Consider the following 18607-nt stretch of genomic DNA (forward strand, 5'->3'; position numbering starts at 1 on the left):
AACCGCAGGTCAGGCATGAGTTCGCCGGACATGCCTTTGACGAAAGGCGGACGCACCCTTACATTCGTCATCGTGTCGTCTGTCCCGCGAAACACCCGCGAAACACCGAGGTCCGTCCCATGCCCGACACCGCCCTTCCCGCCACCGCGCAAGAGGGTGCGCGCGTTCTGACCGTGTCCGACAGCGCTGCCAAGCGCGTCGCCTTCCTGATCGAGCACGAGGGCGATCCGGCCCTGATGCTGCGCCTGACCGTGTCGGGCGGCGGCTGCTCCGGCTTCCAGTACGGCTTCGCCTTCGACGCCACGGCGAACGAGGACGATCATGTCTTCGAGAAGAACGGCGTGAAGGTCGTGACCGACGACGTCTCGCTGGACCTGCTGGCCGGCTCCACCCTCGACTATGTCGAGGACCTGATGGGCGCCGCGTTCCAGATCAAGAACCCGAACGCCACGGCCTCCTGCGGCTGCGGCAACTCCTTCGCCGCCTGACGGTTCCGTCCTCCCCCGACCTTTGCCGAACAAGAAGAACACGACGTGAAGATCGCCACCTGGAACGTCAACTCGGCGAAGGCCCGCCTTCCGCTGATCACCGACTGGCTGCGCGCGGAGTCCCCGGACGTCGCGCTGCTCCAGGAAATCAAGTGCGAGACCGCGGCCTTCCCCCGCGCCGCCTTCGAGGATTTGGGCTATCACGTCACGCCGGTGGGGCAGAAGTCCTACAACGGCGTGGCCTTCCTCTCCAAAGCGCCGCACGAGGACGTTCTGATCCGCCTGCCCGGCGAGCCGGAGGACGAGCAGGCCCGCTACGTCGAGGCCACGGTGGCCGGTGTGCGCATCGCCTCGCTCTACCTGCCCAACGGCAATCCGCTCGGGACGGAGAAGTTCGCCTACAAGCTCCGCTGGATGGACCGGCTGCACGCCCATGCCCACGGTCTGTTGGCGCAGGAAATCCCCTTCGTGCTGGGCGGCGACTACAACATCATTCCGGAGCCGCGCGACGTCTTCGACCCGGTGGCCTTCGCCGGTGACGCCCTGTTCCAGCCCGAATCGCGGGCGAAGTTCCGCGCCCTGCTGAATCTGGGGCTGACCGAAGCCTACCGCGCCCTGCACGACGACGACCACGCCTACACCTTCTGGGACTATCAGGCGGGCTGCTGGCCGCGCGATCTCGGGTTGCGGATCGACCACTTCCTGTTGTCCCCGCAGGCCGCCGACCGTCTGGTGGACTGCCGCATCGACCGCCGCCCGCGCGGCGCGGAAAAGGCGTCCGATCACACGCCCGTCCTGCTCGAACTGCGCGACGGGTCAGACATTTCTTAAATTTTTTCGCGCATCCTCTAGACCGACTCGGAAACCGAGCGAACGTCCATCCGCGGGGGAGAGGCGGCAAGACGATGGTCTGGGGACAGGACAGCGGCCGCAGAGCGATCGAAGAGCTGTTGACGGCCATCGAGCAGCAGGCCGGCGAAGCGGTCGCCCTGGGAGCGCGCGCGCAGCGCGACATCGAAGAGGACCGTTTCTCCTCCTTCCTCGGCTTCCGCCGCAAGGTCGAGGAGGTGCGCGCCCTCGTCGCCCTGACGGAAGAGCGCCTGACGACCGTCACCACGGCCAAGCTGGCCGACCTGCGCACGGAATTCGAGCGGATCGACCTGTTGCTGACCGGCCTGCTGGCCCGCGCCACCCGCAATTATTTCGAACGCATGCGTGACGATCAGGCGCTTCCCATCGGCGCGCGCGAGTTGTTCGAGCCGGAACTGAAGATCATCGAAGAGATGCGCGGCAAGCTGGACCGCCCGCATTACGCGGGCCGCGTGTCGGCAACGGTGATCGAGGATCTGGAGGCGACCGGCGTCATGATCCGCAAGGTCATCAGCCGCGCCCCCAGCCTGCCCGATTTCTCCGACTCCCCAACACCGCCGAAGCCGACGAAGCGGCTGTCGAATCTGGGCCGCCCGATCCGGATGTGACGCGCCCGCGTGGAACGGTTGCCCACCGCGCCGCAAGGACCATTCCCGGACGGCACCGGTGTGACCGAGCGCCCTGAAAAGCGGCGTGGTGATGCGAACACGATCACATAGGCGCCTCCGCCGCGGGGGTGCCCCCACAGACCTCCCCACAGCGGACTTGCCCCGGCTTGTTCAAGCGGCGACCGAACCCCGGCCGCCGCAGACCCAAGCCCTTGACATCACTCCCACTCGATGGTGCCGGGCGGCTTCGAGGTGATGTCGTAGACGACGCGGTTGACGCCGCGCACCTCGTTGACGATGCGGTTCGACACGCGGGCCAGGAAGTCGTGCGGGAACGGGTACCAATCGGCGGTCATGCCGTCGGTCGAGGTCACCGCGCGCAGGGCCAGCACGTGGTCGTAGGTCCGCCCGTCGCCCATCACGCCCACGGTGCGCACCGGGAGCAGCACCGCGAAGGCCTGCCAGATCGCGTCGTAGAGGCCGGCGTTGCGGATTTCCTCCAGATAGACCGTGTCGGCCTTGCGCAGGATGTCCAGCTTCTCCGGCGTGATCTCGCCGGGAACGCGGATGGCGAGGCCGGGACCGGGGAAGGGGTGGCGGCCGATGAAGGCGGCCGGCAGGCCGAGTTCACGGCCGAGCGCGCGGACCTCGTCCTTGAACAGCTCGCGCAGCGGCTCCACCAGCTTCAGCTTCATGCGCTCCGGCAGGCCGCCGACGTTGTGGTGCGACTTGATGGTGACCGACGGGCCGCCGGTGAAGGACACGCTCTCGATCACGTCGGGGTACAGCGTTCCCTGGGCCAGGAACTGCGCGCCGCCGACCTTGGCGCTCTCCTCGTCGAAGACCTCGATGAACAGGCCGCCGATGATCTTGCGCTTCTGCTCCGGGTCGGTGACGCCGGCCAGCTTGCCCAGGAACAGCTCGGACGCGTTCCGGTGGACCAGCGGGATGTTGTAGTGGTCGCGGAACAGCGTCACCACCTCCTCCGCCTCGCCGGCGCGCATCAGGCCGGTGTCGACGAAGATGCAGGTGAGCTGGTCGCCGATGGCCTCGTGGATCAGCACGGCGGCCACCGAGGAATCGACGCCGCCCGACAGGCCGCAGATCACCTTGCCGGTGCCGACCTGGGCGCGGATCTTCTCGATGGCCTGCTGCTTGAAGGCGGCCATGGTCCAGTCGCCCTTCAGGCCCGCGACGCGGTGCACGAAGTTCGACAGGAGCTGCGCGCCGTGCGGGGTGTGCACGACCTCCGGGTGGAACTGCACGCCGTAGAACTGGCGGGCGTCGTCGGCGATGGCGGCGAAGGGCGCGCCGTCGCTGACCGCGACGGCCTGGAAGCCGTCCGGCAGGGCGGTGACGCGGTCGCCGTGGCTCATCCACACCTGCTCGCGCGAGCCGACCGCCCACAGCCCGTCGAACAGGGCGCAGGTCTGCTTCACCTCGATGAAGGCGCGCCCGAACTCGCGGTGGTCGGAGCCCGAGACGGTGCCGCCGAGCTGGTGGCACATCGTCTGCTGGCCGTAGCAGATGCCCAGGACCGGAACGCCCAGCGTGAAGACCACCTCCGGCGCGCGGGGGCCGTTCTCTTCGGTGACCGAGGCCGGGCTGCCCGACAGGATGATCGCCTTCGGCGCGTAGTCGCGAATCCGCTCCTCGCTCATGCTGAACGGATGGATTTCGCAGTAAACGCCGGCTTCACGGACGCGGCGGGCGATGAGCTGGGTCACCTGCGACCCGAAATCGAGGATGAGAACGCGCTCGGCGGACATGGACGACAACCTGATGCGGGGGGACAAGCCCCTGACTACCGCATTTCAGGCCCCGCGGACAAGCGTGCAAGCGGGGCGAGGTCGCGCCAGCCATAGGCGATCTCCACCAGTTCCTTCCCGGCGAAGCGGATGGGGCGCTCCGCCACGCGGACACCGCCCAACCGCTCGTAGAACCAGCGCGCCGGATTGTCGCGCAGGCACCAGACCACGGCGGTGCGCTTGCCGCCCTCCTGGAGCCGTTCGGCCATGGTCGCCATCAGGCGGCGGCCGAGCCCCTGCCCCTGCGCCTCGTCCAGCAGATAGAGGGCGTAGAATTCCCCCTCGTACCCCTCGACGGGAATGCGGCGCCCGCCGTAGGTGGCGAATCCGACCACGGAGTCCGCGGCGTCCGCCACGACCAGGGCGCCCTGCCCCGGCCCATGCGCCTGGACGGCGTTGTGCCAGCGCATCGCCGCGGCGGCTTCCGACAGGTTGACGAGGTAGGCGTCGGGGACGAGGCCCGGATAGGTGGATTGCCATGTGGCGACGTGGACCTTGGCGATGCCCACCGCGTCCGACGGGCGCGCGTCGCGAATCACCAGCGCTTCATCCATGGGACACCTCCGGACCCGTTGCCCACCCTAATGGAAACTGGGAGCCGGGCCGGAGGATATCCAGTCAGCCAAAAGGGCCGGAACGGGGCGGCGGTGGAAGGCCGCCGCACCGCCGGCCTTCGGGTTACTGGGCCGGAAGGGCCGGAACGCCCGCCTGCCACTGGTCCCAGTGGGACACGATGTGGTCGGTCATGCGCGAACCGACCAGGGCCACGTTCTCCACCGTCTCGGCGAAACCGCCGGCGGTCTCGCCCGGCTTCGGGTCGAGATGCTCCAGCGTGGTTTCCTTGGGGTTGCCCTGGTCGAAGTTCACGGCACCGCGCAGGCTCATCACCCGGTCGGAGCCCAGCGTGCGCTTGATGACCAGCGTGATCGCCGCGGCCTCCATCTCAGTGATGACGTAGTCGTCGGCGCCGTAGAGCTTGGCGATGTACTGGGCCTGCTCGGACATGCCGGGGCCGTGGAAGAAGGTGTCGCCGGTCATGTGCGTGCCGGTGCCGACGAAGGGCGCGCGCCGGGCGGCATCCTGCGGGTAGCGCTGGCGGTAGGCTCGGGCGCTGTCGGAATCCTTCAGCGGCGTATCACCGGTCAGCTTCATCGCCCAGGAGACCAGCGTCGGGTTCAGCTGGAACAGGCGGACGGACTCGTAGCCCTTGCGCGGCATGAAGGTCGGCTCGCCCGGCTTGCCCTCCTCCGGCGCCCAGCGGTGGCCCAGATCGTAATCCACCAGCCAGGTCGCCCAGTTGACCTCGGCGATGGTGCCGCGCGACGGCGGCGTGCCGGCCACGCCGGAGATGATGAAATAGGCCTGCGACAGGTCGAGCTGCGGGTTCAGCAGGATGGCCTGCATGGACGCGGAGGAGCTGACCTTGCCCATCCCCAGGACCGCGCCGCAGACGCCGTCGGCGTTGCAGTAGACGGGGTTCAGCGCGCCCTTCACGGCGATCGGCTCGGCAGACTGCCAGTAGCGCTCATACCAGTTCTGGAACTCGCCGGCGCGGTCGCCGGTGTTCTTGCCGATCTCGAACATGGCGCCGACGAACACCTTGACCTTGACCGGCTCAGCCGCTTCGGCGGAGGTGCCCAGCCCCAATAGGAATAAGGCGGACAGGGCGGCGCTCCGCCAGCGGGACGTGTTCCACATCATTGCGCTCCAACATGCGGGGAAAAGTCGCACCCTAACCGCAAACCTCGCGGTATGACCCGCACGAAATCAGCAGAGCCCCCCGTGCGTCCCCGCATGAGGACGGCCCTCACTCCACGTCTGTCCGGGCCGCAAGCCCGCTCCCTTGCTGCCCCCCTCACTTCCGCTTCCCAACAAACAATCTCCATCAGTTCGCGAACACTCTCATATCCATCTCAGTTCAATGCCCTTCAAAGAAAAAACCGTTACTGAAATCGCTGGCGAGCAAGGCGACTTTCAACCGCTACGTCTCCGAGCGCCCCCGTGACGAGGAGGACAAGCAGCGGCTCGCTGATTCGGAGGCCGCTTGGCAGAAACTGCAGGCCTACGGCAGCCGGATGTCCGGTGCGCTGTCCGAGGTCGGGCGCAAGACCCAAGAAATTCTGGAAGCCCAACAGCGCGGCGACATTTCGATGGACGAGATGAACGAACGCCTGAAGCCGGTCCAGGACTCGTTCAAGGGCGAGATCGCGGCGACCCGTGGCGCCTATGGAAAGCCGACCGACCAGACGGCCATTCTCAGCGACGCCAGCGGATTTGCGAAAAACATGCAAGGCTTCAAATCCGCGCTGGCCTCCATGGGCGAGGACGCTGGCTTTGCGGAACTGTACGCGCCGGACGGCGAGGCCGCCGAGCAGAAGCTTGAGGAACTCGGCTTCGACCGGACCGTCTTCGGCAACGCGTTCCAGACATTTGCGGAAACCGTGGACATTCCCGGCATCGGGCCCAAATCCGCTTCCCTGAAGGCCGACGCCGCCGCTCCGACCCCGGCGCCCACCGCGGAAAGCAAAATTGCCACGGAGACGCCAGCCGTCACGGAAATGCCGGCCGCCGAAAGCCCATCGCCGCCGGACACCGTCGGCAAGCCGGCTTCGAGCGCCCCTGGCAACGCGCAGGCGGCGTTGTCCTTGCTCCAATCGGCCCTTGCGTCGGGCGCGTCGAAAGGCGGAACCGGTGTCCTGGGCGCGATTGCCGGAAACGCCGGCGAAGGCCAGAACACGGTCGCCAGCGGCCTGCTGGAAGCCCTGAAGGCCGGAACGGGAAAGCCGCAAACCGGAAACGCGCAGACCGGCGACACACCGCCGGCCTGACGCATGCCACCGGAGAGGGGTCTCCCCGCCGATGTTACCCCTCTGAAGGCGCCGGATCAGCCTCGGCCATCCGGTCCACCTCCGCCTCCGGCTCCTCATCCGCCTTGCGCACCATCACGGCGGCGAAAAAGCCGTCGGTATCGTGGCGCGCCGGGGTCAGGCGCAGATACGGCCCTTCGGCCGGCGGCGTGCCCGCGCCTTCCTCCGCCCAAACCTCGGCGACCGGCAGCACGGTGAAGTCGGGATGGGTCTCCAGGAAGGCGGCGACCTGCTTCTCGTTCTCCTCCGGCAGCAGCGAGCAGGTGGCGTAGACCAGCCGCCCGCCGGGCTTCACCAGCCGGGCCGCGCTGTCCAGGATGTTGGCCTGGAGCGGCACCAGCTCCGCCAGACCGGGGCCGAGCTGGCGCCAGCGGCTGTCGGGGTTGCGGCGCCAGGTGCCGGTGCCGCTGCACGGCGCGTCCACCAGCACGCGGTCGAACTTGCGCTTGTGCCGCTTCACCCAGGGGTCGCGCTCGCTGGACAGCGGGTGCGCCTCGATGTTGTGCAGGCCGGCGCGGCGGAACCGCTCGGCGGCGCGTTTCAAGCGCCCGGCCAGCACGTCGCAGGCGACGACGCGGCCCTTGTTCTTCATCAGCGCGGCGATGGCCAGCGTCTTGCCGCCGGCCCCGGCGCAGAAGTCCACCACCTGCTGCCCCGGCTTCGGCGCCACCGCGATCGCCACGAGCTGCGAGCCCTCGTCCTGGATCTCGACCAGACCCTCCTTGAAGGCGTCCACGGTGCCCAGCGGCGGGCGGCCCTGAACGCGCAGGCCCAGCGGCGACCACTGCGTCGGCGTCGCCGTGATCTGGGCGCGGGCCAGCGCCTTGATCGCGCTCTCGCGGTTGGCCTTCACCGGGTTGATGCGCAGGTCGAGCGGTGCGGAGTCCAGCAGCGTCCGCATCTCCACCGCAAAGCGGTCGCCCATGGCGGCGCGCATCGGCTCCTCCGCCCAGGGCGGGCATTCCACGGCCACGCTTTCCGGCATCTGCGGATGCTCCAGCGTGTGGGTGTCCAGCTCGTTGGCGAGCTTCGCCTCCTCCGGCGCCAGCGGGTCCGGGGCGAACTTGGAGGAGCCGAACAGCGCCTTCACCGTCGCGGCGGCCTTGCCCTCGGCCAGGATCTCGTTGGCGAGCGCGCGGGCGCGCGGGGTCGGCGGATGGCCCTGACGCTCCAGCCACCAGCACAGCCGGGCGTGCCGCCGCAGGATCGCGTAGGCCGTCTGCGCCACCGCGGTGCGGTCTTTCGACCCGATGTAGCGGCGGGCGCGGAAATAGGCGCTCATCACCGCGTCGGCGGGGCGCGGGGTTTCGTCGATCTCGGTCAGCAGGTCGATGACCGCCTGAAGGCGGGCGGCGGGGGTCATGGGATGGTCCTCGGCTAGATTCCCTGCTCGATAACCCGAGCGGGGGGCGGTTGTCATCCCCCGCGCACGCGCGGCAGCCTTTCGAGTCGCTGTCTTTCGAGTCGCCGTCCCGGGCGCGCGCCCTGTGACAAGACGGCCCGATCGAAACCATCCGCGCGAAGAGCGGTTGACCGCAATCCCATGATTGAGGCAAAAAAGGGGTAGTTGTTCTTGCCCTGGCTTTCTTGCGGGCGGCAAGTCCAGCGCACCCTCTTCTTCGGCGTCTTCTTGAAATCTGGTGCGGGGTCCGCGATGGCGGCTGCGGTCGGCAGTGTCATGGCGCGTGCGATGGCGCGCGTCTCCACCCTTCTTGCGTTCGGCCTTCTGGCGGGCTGTGCGGGCGACGCGGCGACCGGGGCCGGTCCAGGCGGCGGCGTCACCGCGGCGTCCTGGCGGCCGGGCATGGAGAAGGTGTCCGCGGATTTCCGCGGCCTGCCGGGCTGGATCGACGACGACCACGCGCAGGCCCTGCCCGCCCTTCAGCGCACCTGCCGTTGGGTGGCGTCGCAGCCGGCCGGAAAGCCGCTCGGCCCCAACCCCGCCGCCGGCACCACGTCGGACTGGCGCCCGATCTGCGAGGCGTTGCGCGGCCTGCCCGACGCCCAGCCCGAGACGGCCCGCCGCTTCTTCGAGGACCATTTCACTCCCGTCGCCCTGTCCGAGGGGCAGGAGGGCCTGTTCACCGGCTACTACGAGGTCGAGCTGCGCGGAAGCTGGACCCGGACCGAACGCTACAACGTCCCCCTTTACAAGGCGCCGAAGCGGACCAAGCGCGGCCTGCCCAGCCGCGCCCGCATCACCGACGGCGCGCTGAAGGGCAAGGGGCTGGAAATCCTGTGGGTGGACGACTCCATCGACGCCTTCTTCCTGGAAATCCAGGGGTCGGGCCGGGTGCGGATGACCGACGGGTCGGTGGTGGCTCTGGGCTATGGCGGGCAGAACGGCCACCGCTACGTCCCCATCGGGCGGCACCTGATCGACATCGGCTACGCCACGCCGGAGCAGGTGACCATGCCGCTGATCCGCCGCTGGCTGACCGAGCACCCCGGCGAGGCCAAGCGGGTGATGAACATGAACCCGTCCTACGTCTTCTTCCAGCTTCGCCCCGACGTCGGCGCGCGCGGGGCGCGCAACATGGAGCTGACGGCGGGCCGCAGCCTCGCCGTGGACCCCGGCTACGTCCCGCTGGGCGTGCCGCTGTGGCTGGACGTGCGCGAGGCGCCGGTGCCGCAGGGCGAGATCAAGCGCCTCGTCGTCGCCCAGGACACCGGCGGCGCCATCAAGGGGGCGGTGCGCGGCGACCTGTTCTGGGGCCACGGGGCGGAGGCCGCTGAGGGTGCCGGCGTGATGAAGGCCAAGGGCCGCTACACGATGCTGGCGCCGCGCACCACCTCCTTCACGCTGGCGCAACGCCGCTGAGGTCTGGTCGTCGATGCTGGTTCGCCTGTCCGCCCTGCCCGACCGGGAGGCCGCCCTCGCTGCGCTGGAGGACATCTTCTTCCTGTCCACGCTGCGCAGGGACTTCGCCTCGGCGGAGGAGCGCGCGACCTTCTTCCGCACCTGGACGGGCTGGTACGTGGATCGGGCGCCGGACGACCTGTGGTTCGCCGTGGCCGAGGACGGCGCCATCATCGGCTATCTGACCGGCTGCAAGGACAGCGCCGGGGCGGCGGACCTCGCCCGCATCATCCCGAAATACGAGGTCTTCGCCGACCGCTTCGCCGCCTTTCCCGCCCATCTGCACGTCAATGTCCGGCCCGGCTTCCGTGATCATGGGATCGGGCGGGCGCTGGTGGACCGCTTCGCGGAGGACTGCCGCGCCGACGGCCTGCCCGGCCTGCATCTGGTGACCGGGGTTTTCGCGCGGAACGTCGCCTTCTACCAGCGCGCCGGCTTCACCGCGGCGACCCAGCGGGGGGCGCTGCTGTTCCTCGGCCGGCGCCTGGATTGATGGCCGCTCAGAACGCCGATGGGCAGCCGTCGGCCTTGAGCACCCGCTGCGTCGAGGCCGGGTTGTTGACCAGCTTCCCAGCCGGGCGGATGGGTCGCCGCACCAGTTCGCCCCCGCAGTTCGGACAGTGCCCCTTCAGCACCCCATCCCGGCAGTCGCCGCAGAAGGTGCATTCGAAGGAGCAGATATAAGCATTGCGGGAGTCCGGGGGCAGATCCCGGTCGCAGCATTCGCAGTTGGGCCGCAGCGCAAGCATGATCGGCGTCGCCTTTCCGTGGGTTCACGATGATAGCAGCGGCGCGGCGCTGGGAGAATGGGGCGGCGATGGATCGGCCTTCCCAACGCGGCGCCTCGCGCCTTAAGGTCCACGATCACGACGACCGCCCGCCTTTGAAAGCCCCTCCCGCATGACCCGCCCGCCGCGCCTGATCGAAAGTTCGCAGAATCCGCAGTTCAAGCTGTGGGAATCGCTGCTGGAGAGCCGTGGCCTGAAGAAGCAGGGCAAGTTCCTGCTCGCCGGGTTGAAGACGGTGCCGGAGGCGCTGGCCCGCTGGCCCGAGCGCTTTTCCACCCTGCTTCTCACCGACCCGGCGCAGGCCGAGAGCTGGCGACTGCCCGCAGGGCTGGAAATCGTCCAACTGGCCCCCGCCCTGTTCCGCACCCTGGATGCTCCCGGCACCGGCTTTCCGCTGCTCGTCGGCACGGTGCCGGACACGCCGTCGATCGACCTGTCGCAACCGCCGCAGGGGCTGGAGCTGATCTGCGCGCTCGGCGACCCCAACAACCTCGGCGCCCTGCTGCGCAGCGCCGCCGCCTTCGGCGCCCGGCGGGTGATCCTGCTCGACGGCGCGGCGCACCCCTATCACCCCAAATGCCTGCGCGCCGCGTCGAACGCCCAGTTCGAGCTGACCCTGCTGCGCGGCGGCCGGTGGGAGGACGTGAACCGGGCCGCCGGGCCGCTGGTCGCCCTGGACGCCGGTGGCGCCGACATGGCGGCCTACCGCTGGCCGCGCGACGTCCGGCTGATCCTGGGCGAGGAAGGCCAGGGCATTCCCGCCGCCCTGCCCGTTCAGCGCCTGGCGATCCCGACCACGGGCGCCGTGGAATCGCTGAACGCCACCGTCGCGGCGAGCCTGGCCCTGTTCAGCCACTTCGCCGCCAACCGCTGACCCGGAGGCCCGAAACGCGGGCATGAAAAAATGGCGAGGGGACGCCCCCCTCGCCTCTTCAACGCTAACCCAAGGAACGCCCGATCAGCCCTGACGGTAGTTCGGCGACTCGTTGGTGATCGTGATGTCGTGGACGTGGCTCTCGCGCAGACCGGCGTTGGTGATGCGGACGAACTCGCACTTCGTCTGCATCTCGGCGATGGACTGGCTGCCGGTGTAGCCCATGGCCGCGCGCAGGCCGCCGACGAGCTGGTGGATGACCGCCGCCACCGGGCCCTTGTAGGGCACGCGGCCTTCGACGCCTTCCGGCACCAGCTTCATGGTCGACACTTCCTGCTGGAAGTAGCGGTCGGCCGAACCGCGGGCCATGGCGCCCACCGAGCCCATGCCGCGGTAGCTCTTGTAGGAGCGGCCCTGGTAGAGGATGACCTCGCCGGGGCTCTCGTCGGTGCCGGCGAACAGGCTGCCCAGCATCGCCACGCTGGCACCCGCCGCGATGGCCTTGGCGAGATCGCCCGAGAACTTGATGCCGCCGTCGGCGATCACCGGGATGCCCATCTTCTCACAGGCCTCGACCACGTCCATGATGGCGGTGAGCTGCGGAACGCCGACGCCCGCGACGATGCGGGTGGTGCAGATCGAGCCGGGGCCGATGCCGACCTTCACGGCGTCCGCACCAGCATCGACCAGCGCCTTGGCCGCCTCGGCGGTCGCCACGTTGCCGGCGATCACCTGGGTGTAGTTGGACATGTTGCGCGCGGCGCGCACCTGATCGAGCACCTTCAGCGAATGGCCGTGCGCGGTGTCGACCACCAGGACGTCCACGCCGGCGTCGAACAGCGCCTCGGCGCGGCGCAGCCCGTCCGAGCCGGTGCCGGTGGCGGCGGCGACGCGCAGGCGGCCATGGGCATCCTTGCAGGCGTTCGGGTAGGCCTGGGCCTTCTCCATGTCCTTCACCGTGACGAGGCCGATGCAGCGATGGGCCTCGTCCACCACCAGCAGCTTCTCGATGCGGTGCTGGTGCAGCAGGCGCTTGGCCTCGTCCTGGCTGACGCCTTCGCGCACCGACACCACGTCCTTGGTCATCAGTTCGCTGACCGGCTGGTTCGGGTTGGTGGCGAAGCGGACGTCGCGGTTGGTCAGGATGCCGACCAGCTTGCCGCTGCCGCGGGAGTCCCGGCTTTCCACAACCGGGATGCCGGAGATTCGGTAATCGGCCATGAGTTGGAGCGCGTCGGCCAGCGTCTGGCCCGGCGTGATGGTGATCGGGTTGACCACCATGCCGGACTCGTACCGCTTGACCTTGCGGACCTCCTCGGCCTGCTGCTCGATGGTCAGGTTGCGGTGGACGACACCGATGCCGCCGGCCTGGGCCATGGCGATGGCGAGGCTGCTTTCGGTCACCGTGTCCATCGCGGAGGACATCAGGGGGATGCCCAGTTCGATGGTCTTGGTCAGGCGCGTCCGGGTGTCCACCTCGTTCGGCAGGACCGAACTTTCGGCCGGAACCAAGAGGACGTCGTCGAAGGTCAGAGCTTCGCGGATCGTGGACGAGCGGGCCATCGGCGGTCTCCCGGGAGATAAAAAGGGGCCGGAAAAAAATTTGGCGCACTATACACAAGACCGTGGGCTTGTGAAGGCGCCTGAACCACAAACTGTCGTGTGCCGGGCCTCATCCGCGCAAGCCAGCCATGACCTGCGCGAACGGACCGCAGCCTGAGGTGGACCTAGTCGTTCATGTTGGCCCCACGGAAACCGGTGGCGACCACATAGGTTTCGGAGGACTCCGCGCGGCTGGCCGGCGGCTTGGCGTGGCGCACCGTGGCGAAGTCGCGCTTCAGACGCTCCAGCAGGGACCTTTCCGCCCCGCCCTGGAACAGCTTGGCGACGAACGCCCCGCCGGGGGCCAGAACCTCCTCCGCGAAGTCATAGGCGGCCTCGGCCAGCGCCATGATGCGCAGATGGTCGGTGGACTGGTGCCCGATGGTCGGGGCGGCCATGTCGCTCAGCACCACGTCGGCCGGACCGCCCAGCGCCTCCTTCAGACGCTCGGCCGCGCCCTCCTCCAGGAAATCGGCCTGCATGGTGGTGGCGCCGGGCACCGGGTCCATGGGCAGGATGTCAAGCCCGACGACCTTCCAGCCCTCGCGCCCGGTCTGCACCTTGTCCACCGCCACCTGGGTCCAGCCGCCGGGGGCGGCGCCGAGGTCGACCACACGCTTGCCCGGCCCCAGCAGATGGAACTTCTCGTCCAGCTGCAGCAGCTTGAAGGCCGCGCGGGAGCGGAAGCCGCGCTTCGTCGCCTCATGCACGTAGGGGTCGTTCAGATGCCGCTCCAGCCAGCGGGCCGAGGAGGTGGTGCGCTTGGCCGCGGACTTCACGCGGACGGTGGCGCGGCGCCCACCCGGCGTCGAGGAGGACGGAGGCTTTCCAACCATGGTCTCACATTTCCTTAATAGATTTGCCGCGTCGACCCGATCAGCTCCACGAGGATTCCCTCGCGCAGGCCGCGGTCGGCGATGCGCAGGCGCTCCACCGGCCAACAGTCGCACAGCGCGTCCAGCACCGCGCATCCGGCGATCACCAGATCCGCGCGGTCCTGTCCGATGCAGGGATGCCGCGCCCGCCCGTCGAAGTCCAGCGCGACGAGACGTTCGATGACCGCGCGGGCGTGGTCGATGCGCAGAAAGCTGCCGTCCACCGCCCGCCGGTCGTAGCGGCAGAGGCCGAGATGCACCCCCGCCAGCGTCGTCACCGTGCCGGAGGTGCCGAGCATTTGCACCTGCCCGGCCAGCACACGCTCCCGGATGCCGTTGCGCGCCTCGAAGGAGGCGATGGCCGACGCCACCTCCTCGACCATGCGCCGGTACATGCCGTGGTCGGCGTCCGCGCCGCCGAACTGCTCGGTCAGCCCGATGACGCCGCACTGGATGGAGGTCTGGTCGAGGATGCGCGGGGACCGTCCCCGCTCCACCGCCAGCCACATCAACTCGGTCGAGCCGCCGCCGATGTCGAACACCACCGCATAGGGCACGTTCGGGTCGAGCAGAGACGCGCATCCGGCCAGCGCGAGGCGCCCCTCCTCCTGGCTGGAGATGATCTCGATGGCGATGCCGGTTTCCCGCTCCACCGCGTCAATGAACTCGCTGCAGTTCCGGGCGCGGCGGCAGGCCTCGGTCGCCACGGCGCGCGCCGCGGTGACTCCGCGCCGCTCGATCTTGGAGCCGCAGATTCGAAGGGCGGCGAGGGTGCGTTCCATTGCCGAGTCGGACAACCGGTCGTTCCGCGTCAACCCCTCGCCCAGCCGGACGATCCGCGAGAAGGCGTCGATGACGCGGAAACCACCGGGAATTGGCCGGGCGATCAGGAGTCGGCAATTGTTGGTGCCGAGGTCGAGGGCCGCGAAGACCGGGCGCGCAGGGGCCGACGAACGCAACCGTCCGGTGTCGTTCTGCCGCTCGCTGTGCACCTGAAGGTCCACGTCTCCTCCCCGCCATGCTTAAGGGAGTCATACTAACCCGGTTTCACGTCCCAGTGAAAGCCCACGATTGGCCTTGAATTGTGTCTGCAGGCCCACACTCGGGCTTCGCAGCCGAAAAAAGGGCTATACAAGCCCTGCTCGCTTTGCTAAAAGGGCGGCCCACGACGGGACGCGCCGCAGCGCCGCCCCGGCGACGGTCTGGGGGATCGTCTAGCGGTAGGACAGCGGACTCTGACTCCGCCAGCCTAGGTTCGAATCCTAGTCCCCCAACCAATCCTCCCCGAACATCGCCGCTTCCAATCGCTCACGGGCCGCCCGCATTCCGCGCCACCGGGTCCGTGCGGCACAGCGCCGGCACACCGTCGCACATTGCGCGCCCCGCCCGCGTGCCGCTGATCAGCCAGTGGCGCGTGAAGGCCCACGTCAGCCATGCCGCGGCGCTGATCGCGGCTCCCAACGTTGACACTCCCGCCCAGCCGGCGTGGGCATAGGCCTTCGTTGCGGCGAGAGCGCCGATGGCGCTTCCGAGGGCGTAGAACACCATGTAGCCGCCGACGAGACGGCTGCGCGCCTGCGGGTGTCGGTCGAAAATGATGCTCTGGTTGCTGACATGGACCGCCTGCACCGCAAGGTCGAGCAACACGACGCCGACGAGAAGGGCGGGAATGGACTTCGGCAACAACGCGATCAATCCCCATGACGCCAGAAGCAGCGTGAGCGAGACGCCGGTGGTCCACTGACCGAGCCCGCGATCCGCCAGCCGGCCCGCCCCCGTCGCGGCTATGGCACCCGCCATGCCAACCAGCCCGAACAGGCCGATTTGTGTGTGGGAATAGCCGAACGGTTCGGCGCTGAGCGGCAGCACCAGCGCGGTCCAGAATGCGCTGAACGCCGCGAAGATCAGCAGGGCGAGGACGCCGCGCACCAGCAGCAGGCGGTCGGTCAGGAACAGGATGGGGATCGAACGCAGCGCCGAGGTGTAGCTGTCCGTGCTGTCCGGTGGCAGGTTGCGCGGGAGGACCCGCCAGAGCAGGCCGGCCATCGCCAGCGCGAGAGCCGCCGATGCCAGATAGACCGCGCGCCAGCCTCCAAGGTCGGCGAGCAGCCCGGCAACGGAACGCGCGCCGAGAATGCCGATCACGACGCCACTCGTAACCATGCCGACGGCCTTGCCACGCTCGGCGGGGGTGGCGAGCGTGGCCGCGAAGGACACCAGCACCTGAACGACCACCGCGAGCAGCCCGACCGCCGCCATGCCGGCGAACAGGATCGCCTCCGTGCGGGCCGTGGCGACGGCCGCCAGCGCGACGGCGGACAGGACGCCTTGGCCGACGACCAAGCGGCGACGGTCCACGAGGTCCCCAAGTGGGACCAGGACGATCAGGCCCACCCCATAGCCGAGCTGCGTCAGCGTCACCACGAGACCGATTGCGGCGGGTGGAATCCCGAAATCCCGCGCCATCGCGTCGAGCAGGGGATGAGCGAAATAGATGTTGGCGACGCCGAGACCGGCGGCGGCGGCGAGGATCAGCGTGGTGACCCTCGGCAATCCGCCGCCCGGCCGGTGTCGTGGGGTGCTTTCGCGCTGCATGGTCGCTCCGTCGGTTGATGCTTAATCCGGTTCCATTTTGAGACCACTTGCGCGCCGCGAAATCCAGTTCTATTTCAAGACCACATTGGGCGGTTGGAGGGTTCTGGTCATGGTCAAGCGGGTCAGCCTTTGGGACGCCGGTTGCCCGGTCGCACGCGCGCTCGACGTCATTGGCGACTGGTGGTCGCTGCTCATCATCCGCGACGCTTTCGACGGGGTGCGGCGGTTCAGCGAGTTCCAGACCGGCCTCGGCATCGCCAAGGGCATGCTGGCAACGCGGCTGCGCGACCTGACCCAGCGCGGCATTCTGGAAACCGCGCCGGCCTCCGATGGCAGTGCGTATCGCGAATATGTCCTGACCGAGAAAGGGCGCGGCCTCTTTCTCGTCATCGTCGCGCTGCGGCAATGGGGCGAAGACCATCTCTACCGCCCCGACGCCCCACGCTCCTCGCTGGTCGATGCCGACACCGGGGCTCCGGTCGCGCGGCTGGCGTTGCGCGCGCAGGATGGACGGCTTCTCGGATGGAACGATACGCGCGTTCAGAAACCGGCGACGACCAGTTGATGGATCAGGAGATGCATCCATACATGGGCACGGATGCTTTGGCCTCCGGCACCACCGCAACGGGTGATTGATTGTCGCCGCCGGACATCTCGGTATTCTCCTTTGCTCAAGGCGCCCCCAAGTTTTCTCTTTTCAGTTGAATTAGAGAAAATTTTATTAGTTTTTGGTTGCATTGACACCATTTTCGGTCGAGCAGGGCCAAGGCGACCGGTGATGCGGGTTCATTCAGAAATCCATACGGTTGTAATGTTTCCTTCAAGGCTTTGTGCTTCTCTGGCGCGATGGTCGTGGAGGCCGCATGCGGATTTTGGTGGTGGACGATTCGCGCATGGCGCGTGCGGTGCTGTGCCAGCAGCTTGAAGGTTTCGGCCATCAGGCGGCCTTTGCCGAAAGCGGTCAGGCGGCGCTGGCCCGCTGCCGCGAAGAGCCCATCGACATCGCGCTGGTCGATTTCCGCGTCGGTGAGATGGAGGGCGTGGAGGTGTGCTGGCACCTGCGCGCGGCGCAGCGGGAGCGGCACCTCTACCTGATGCTGATGATCCCCGGCAGCATCACCAACCAGTTCTTCGAGGTGGTGGAGAACGGGGCCGACGAGTTCCTGCGCAAGCCGCTGGACCTGACATGGCTGCGCGCCCGGCTGCTCGCCGCCTCCCGCGTGGTCGACATGCAGCGCCAACTGGAACGGCTCGCCACCACCGACTCGCTGACCGGGGCGCTGAACCGCGGACGTTTTATGGCGCGCGCCGCCGAAGAGGTGGCGCGCGCGCAACGCGGGGGCCAGCCGCTGTCCGCGATCATGCTGGACATCGACCATTTCAAGAAGGTCAACGATACCCACGGCCACGCCACCGGGGACGAGGCGATCCGCACGGTCGTCCGCGTCTGCCGGTCCATGGTACGCGGGGCCGACGTCCTGGGACGGCTGGGCGGCGAGGAGTTCGCCATCCTGCTGCCCGAGACGCCGCCGCAGGGTGCGGCGCTGCTGGCGGAGCGGCTGCGTCAAGCGCTGGCGGAAACCGTCGTGCGCATCGCCAACGGCGCCGGGTCCGTCCTCTCCGTCACCGTCAGCATCGGCGTCAGCGCGCTGCGGCCGGGCGAGACCGGCGTCGCCGCGCTGCTCGCGCGGGCGGACGAAGCGCTGTACCGCGCGAAGAGCGGCGGCCGCAACCGAGTGGTGTGCGACGCGTCGCCGTGATCCTGCCGGGCGCCGTCAGGCTCCCGGCACCAGCCAGGGCCGCGCCTCGGCGTCCGCGCGGTCGAAGGCGTCGATGGCGTCCTGGTGGCGCAGCGTCAGGGCCACGTCGTCAAGGCCGTCGATCAGGCATTCCTTCTTGAACGGGTCGATGGCGAAGGCCCGCGGCCGCCCGTCCGGACCGGTCAGGGTCTGGGCCGGCAGGTCCACGGTGACGGCGGCGCCCGGCGCCTCCTGCAGCTGGCGGCGCAGCTCCGCCACCGTCTCCTCCGGCAGGGTTATGGTCAGCAGACCGTTCTTGGCGGCGTTGGCGGCGAAGATGTCGCCGAAGCTGGGCGCGACGACGCAGCGGAAGCCGCCGTCCACCAGCGCGTAGACCGCCCCCTCCCGCGACGACCCGCAGCCGAAGTTGCGGTCGGTCACCAGCACGCGCGCCCCGGCATAGGCGGGATCGTCCAGCGGGAAGCCGGGCTTGCGCTCGTCATGGAGCAGGAAGTTGCCATAGCCGGCGCTGCGCGGCTTCTTCAGGAAGCGCGCCGGGAGCAGCTGGTCGGTGTCGATGTTGGCGATGTCGAGCGGCACCGCGGGCGCGGTCAGCGTGACGAAGGGGTCCAT

19 protein-coding genes and 1 tRNA gene are annotated in these 18607 nt (G+C 68.7%); 10 read left to right on the forward strand and 10 right to left on the reverse strand.

Annotated elements, in window-relative coordinates:
- Positions 1-119: 119 nt before the first annotated feature.
- The 3 genes from erpA (at position 120) to ABVN73_RS17820 (ending at position 1966) form a co-directional block, all read left to right on the forward strand.
- The gene (gene erpA / locus ABVN73_RS17810; protein ID WP_040134010.1) at positions 120-488 is read left to right on the forward strand and encodes an iron-sulfur cluster insertion protein ErpA; all 369 of its coding nucleotides are present in this window, start codon (positions 120-122) and stop codon (positions 486-488) included.
- A 45-nt stretch (positions 489-533) separates the two neighbouring features.
- A complete protein-coding gene (locus ABVN73_RS17815; RefSeq protein WP_353859617.1) occupies positions 534-1319 on the forward strand; it encodes an exodeoxyribonuclease III in 786 nt (261 codons plus the stop codon).
- A 74-nt stretch (positions 1320-1393) separates the two neighbouring features.
- On the forward strand, positions 1394-1966 hold the full coding sequence (locus tag ABVN73_RS17820; RefSeq protein ID WP_353859618.1) for a hypothetical protein: 573 nt from the start codon (positions 1394-1396) through the stop codon (positions 1964-1966).
- A gap of 218 nt (positions 1967-2184) precedes the next feature.
- Here the strand turns inward: ABVN73_RS17820 and guaA are convergent, their stop codons facing one another.
- The 3 genes from guaA to ABVN73_RS17835 all read right to left on the reverse strand — a co-directional run bounded on the left by guaA (position 2185) and on the right by ABVN73_RS17835 (position 5472).
- Positions 2185-3735: a glutamine-hydrolyzing GMP synthase gene (gene guaA / locus ABVN73_RS17825; protein WP_137105381.1), complete on the reverse strand. Its 1551-nt coding sequence runs from the start codon at positions 3733-3735 to the stop codon at positions 2185-2187.
- Positions 3736-3770: 35 nt separating this feature from the next.
- Positions 3771-4328, reverse strand: a complete 558-nt coding sequence (locus tag ABVN73_RS17830; RefSeq protein ID WP_353859619.1) for a GNAT family N-acetyltransferase — start codon at positions 4326-4328, stop codon at positions 3771-3773.
- Between the two features lie 124 nt (positions 4329-4452).
- The gene (locus ABVN73_RS17835; protein ID WP_353860819.1) at positions 4453-5472 is read right to left on the reverse strand and encodes a purine nucleoside permease; all 1020 of its coding nucleotides are present in this window, start codon (positions 5470-5472) and stop codon (positions 4453-4455) included.
- A 377-nt stretch (positions 5473-5849) separates the two neighbouring features.
- Between ABVN73_RS17835 and ABVN73_RS17840 the strand changes: the two genes are divergently transcribed.
- Positions 5850-6602 carry a hypothetical protein gene (locus ABVN73_RS17840; protein WP_353859620.1) on the forward strand — a complete coding sequence of 251 codons (753 nt, stop codon included), beginning with the start codon at positions 5850-5852 and terminating at the stop codon, positions 6600-6602.
- Positions 6603-6636: 34 nt separating this feature from the next.
- On the opposite strand, the gene ABVN73_RS17845 is transcribed toward ABVN73_RS17840, so the two are convergent.
- Positions 6637-8004, reverse strand: coding sequence for an RsmB/NOP family class I SAM-dependent RNA methyltransferase (locus ABVN73_RS17845; RefSeq protein ID WP_353859621.1), 1368 nt, complete (start codon positions 8002-8004; stop codon positions 6637-6639).
- Positions 8005-8319: 315 nt separating this feature from the next.
- Here ABVN73_RS17845 and ABVN73_RS17850 point away from each other — a divergent pair, with 315 nt between their 5' ends.
- A complete protein-coding gene (locus ABVN73_RS17850) occupies positions 8320-9462 on the forward strand; it encodes a murein transglycosylase A (protein ID WP_353859622.1) in 1143 nt (380 codons plus the stop codon).
- A gap of 13 nt (positions 9463-9475) precedes the next feature.
- The gene (locus tag ABVN73_RS17855) at positions 9476-9994 is read left to right on the forward strand and encodes a GNAT family N-acetyltransferase (RefSeq protein ID WP_353859623.1); all 519 of its coding nucleotides are present in this window, start codon (positions 9476-9478) and stop codon (positions 9992-9994) included.
- Positions 9995-10001: 7 nt separating this feature from the next.
- Here the strand turns inward: ABVN73_RS17855 and ABVN73_RS17860 are convergent, their stop codons facing one another.
- Entirely contained in the window at positions 10002-10250 is a 249-nt protein-coding gene (locus tag ABVN73_RS17860) for a DUF1272 domain-containing protein (RefSeq protein WP_353859624.1), read from the reverse strand.
- 151 nt (positions 10251-10401) lie between these two features.
- Between ABVN73_RS17860 and ABVN73_RS17865 the strand changes: the two genes are divergently transcribed.
- On the forward strand, positions 10402-11163 hold the full coding sequence (locus ABVN73_RS17865) for an RNA methyltransferase (RefSeq protein WP_353859625.1): 762 nt from the start codon (positions 10402-10404) through the stop codon (positions 11161-11163).
- An 84-nt stretch (positions 11164-11247) separates the two neighbouring features.
- Here ABVN73_RS17865 and guaB read toward each other — a convergent pair whose 3' ends face one another.
- From guaB to ABVN73_RS17880, 3 genes are all read right to left on the reverse strand, one after another.
- Entirely contained in the window at positions 11248-12726 is a 1479-nt protein-coding gene (gene guaB / locus ABVN73_RS17870; protein WP_353859626.1) for an IMP dehydrogenase, read from the reverse strand.
- Between the two features lie 164 nt (positions 12727-12890).
- On the reverse strand, positions 12891-13601 hold the full coding sequence (locus ABVN73_RS17875; RefSeq protein ID WP_353859627.1) for an RlmE family RNA methyltransferase: 711 nt from the start codon (positions 13599-13601) through the stop codon (positions 12891-12893).
- A 14-nt stretch (positions 13602-13615) separates the two neighbouring features.
- Positions 13616-14644 (reverse strand): Ppx/GppA phosphatase family protein, encoded by a 1029-nt coding sequence (locus ABVN73_RS17880; RefSeq protein ID WP_353859628.1) that lies wholly within the window; start codon positions 14642-14644, stop codon positions 13616-13618.
- A 199-nt stretch (positions 14645-14843) separates the two neighbouring features.
- Between ABVN73_RS17880 and ABVN73_RS17885 the strand changes: the two genes are divergently transcribed.
- A tRNA-Gln gene (locus tag ABVN73_RS17885) sits at positions 14844-14917 on the forward strand.
- 31 nt (positions 14918-14948) lie between these two features.
- Here the strand turns inward: ABVN73_RS17885 and ABVN73_RS17890 are convergent.
- Entirely contained in the window at positions 14949-16235 is a 1287-nt protein-coding gene (locus tag ABVN73_RS17890) for an MFS transporter (protein WP_353859629.1), read from the reverse strand.
- 109 nt (positions 16236-16344) lie between these two features.
- On the opposite strand from ABVN73_RS17890, the gene ABVN73_RS17895 reads away from it, so the two are divergent.
- Both ABVN73_RS17895 and ABVN73_RS17900 read left to right on the forward strand, forming a co-directional pair.
- The gene (locus ABVN73_RS17895) at positions 16345-16800 is read left to right on the forward strand and encodes a helix-turn-helix domain-containing protein (RefSeq protein WP_353859630.1); all 456 of its coding nucleotides are present in this window, start codon (positions 16345-16347) and stop codon (positions 16798-16800) included.
- Between the two features lie 298 nt (positions 16801-17098).
- On the forward strand, positions 17099-17995 hold the full coding sequence (locus ABVN73_RS17900) for a diguanylate cyclase (RefSeq protein WP_353859631.1): 897 nt from the start codon (positions 17099-17101) through the stop codon (positions 17993-17995).
- 15 nt (positions 17996-18010) lie between these two features.
- On the opposite strand, the gene leuD is transcribed toward ABVN73_RS17900, so the two are convergent.
- Positions 18011-18607: a 3-isopropylmalate dehydratase small subunit gene (gene leuD / locus ABVN73_RS17905; protein ID WP_353859632.1), complete on the reverse strand. Its 597-nt coding sequence runs from the start codon at positions 18605-18607 to the stop codon at positions 18011-18013.

Source organism: Azospirillum formosense (assembly GCF_040500525.1).
Taxonomy (GTDB): domain Bacteria; phylum Pseudomonadota; class Alphaproteobacteria; order Azospirillales; family Azospirillaceae; genus Azospirillum; species Azospirillum formosense_A.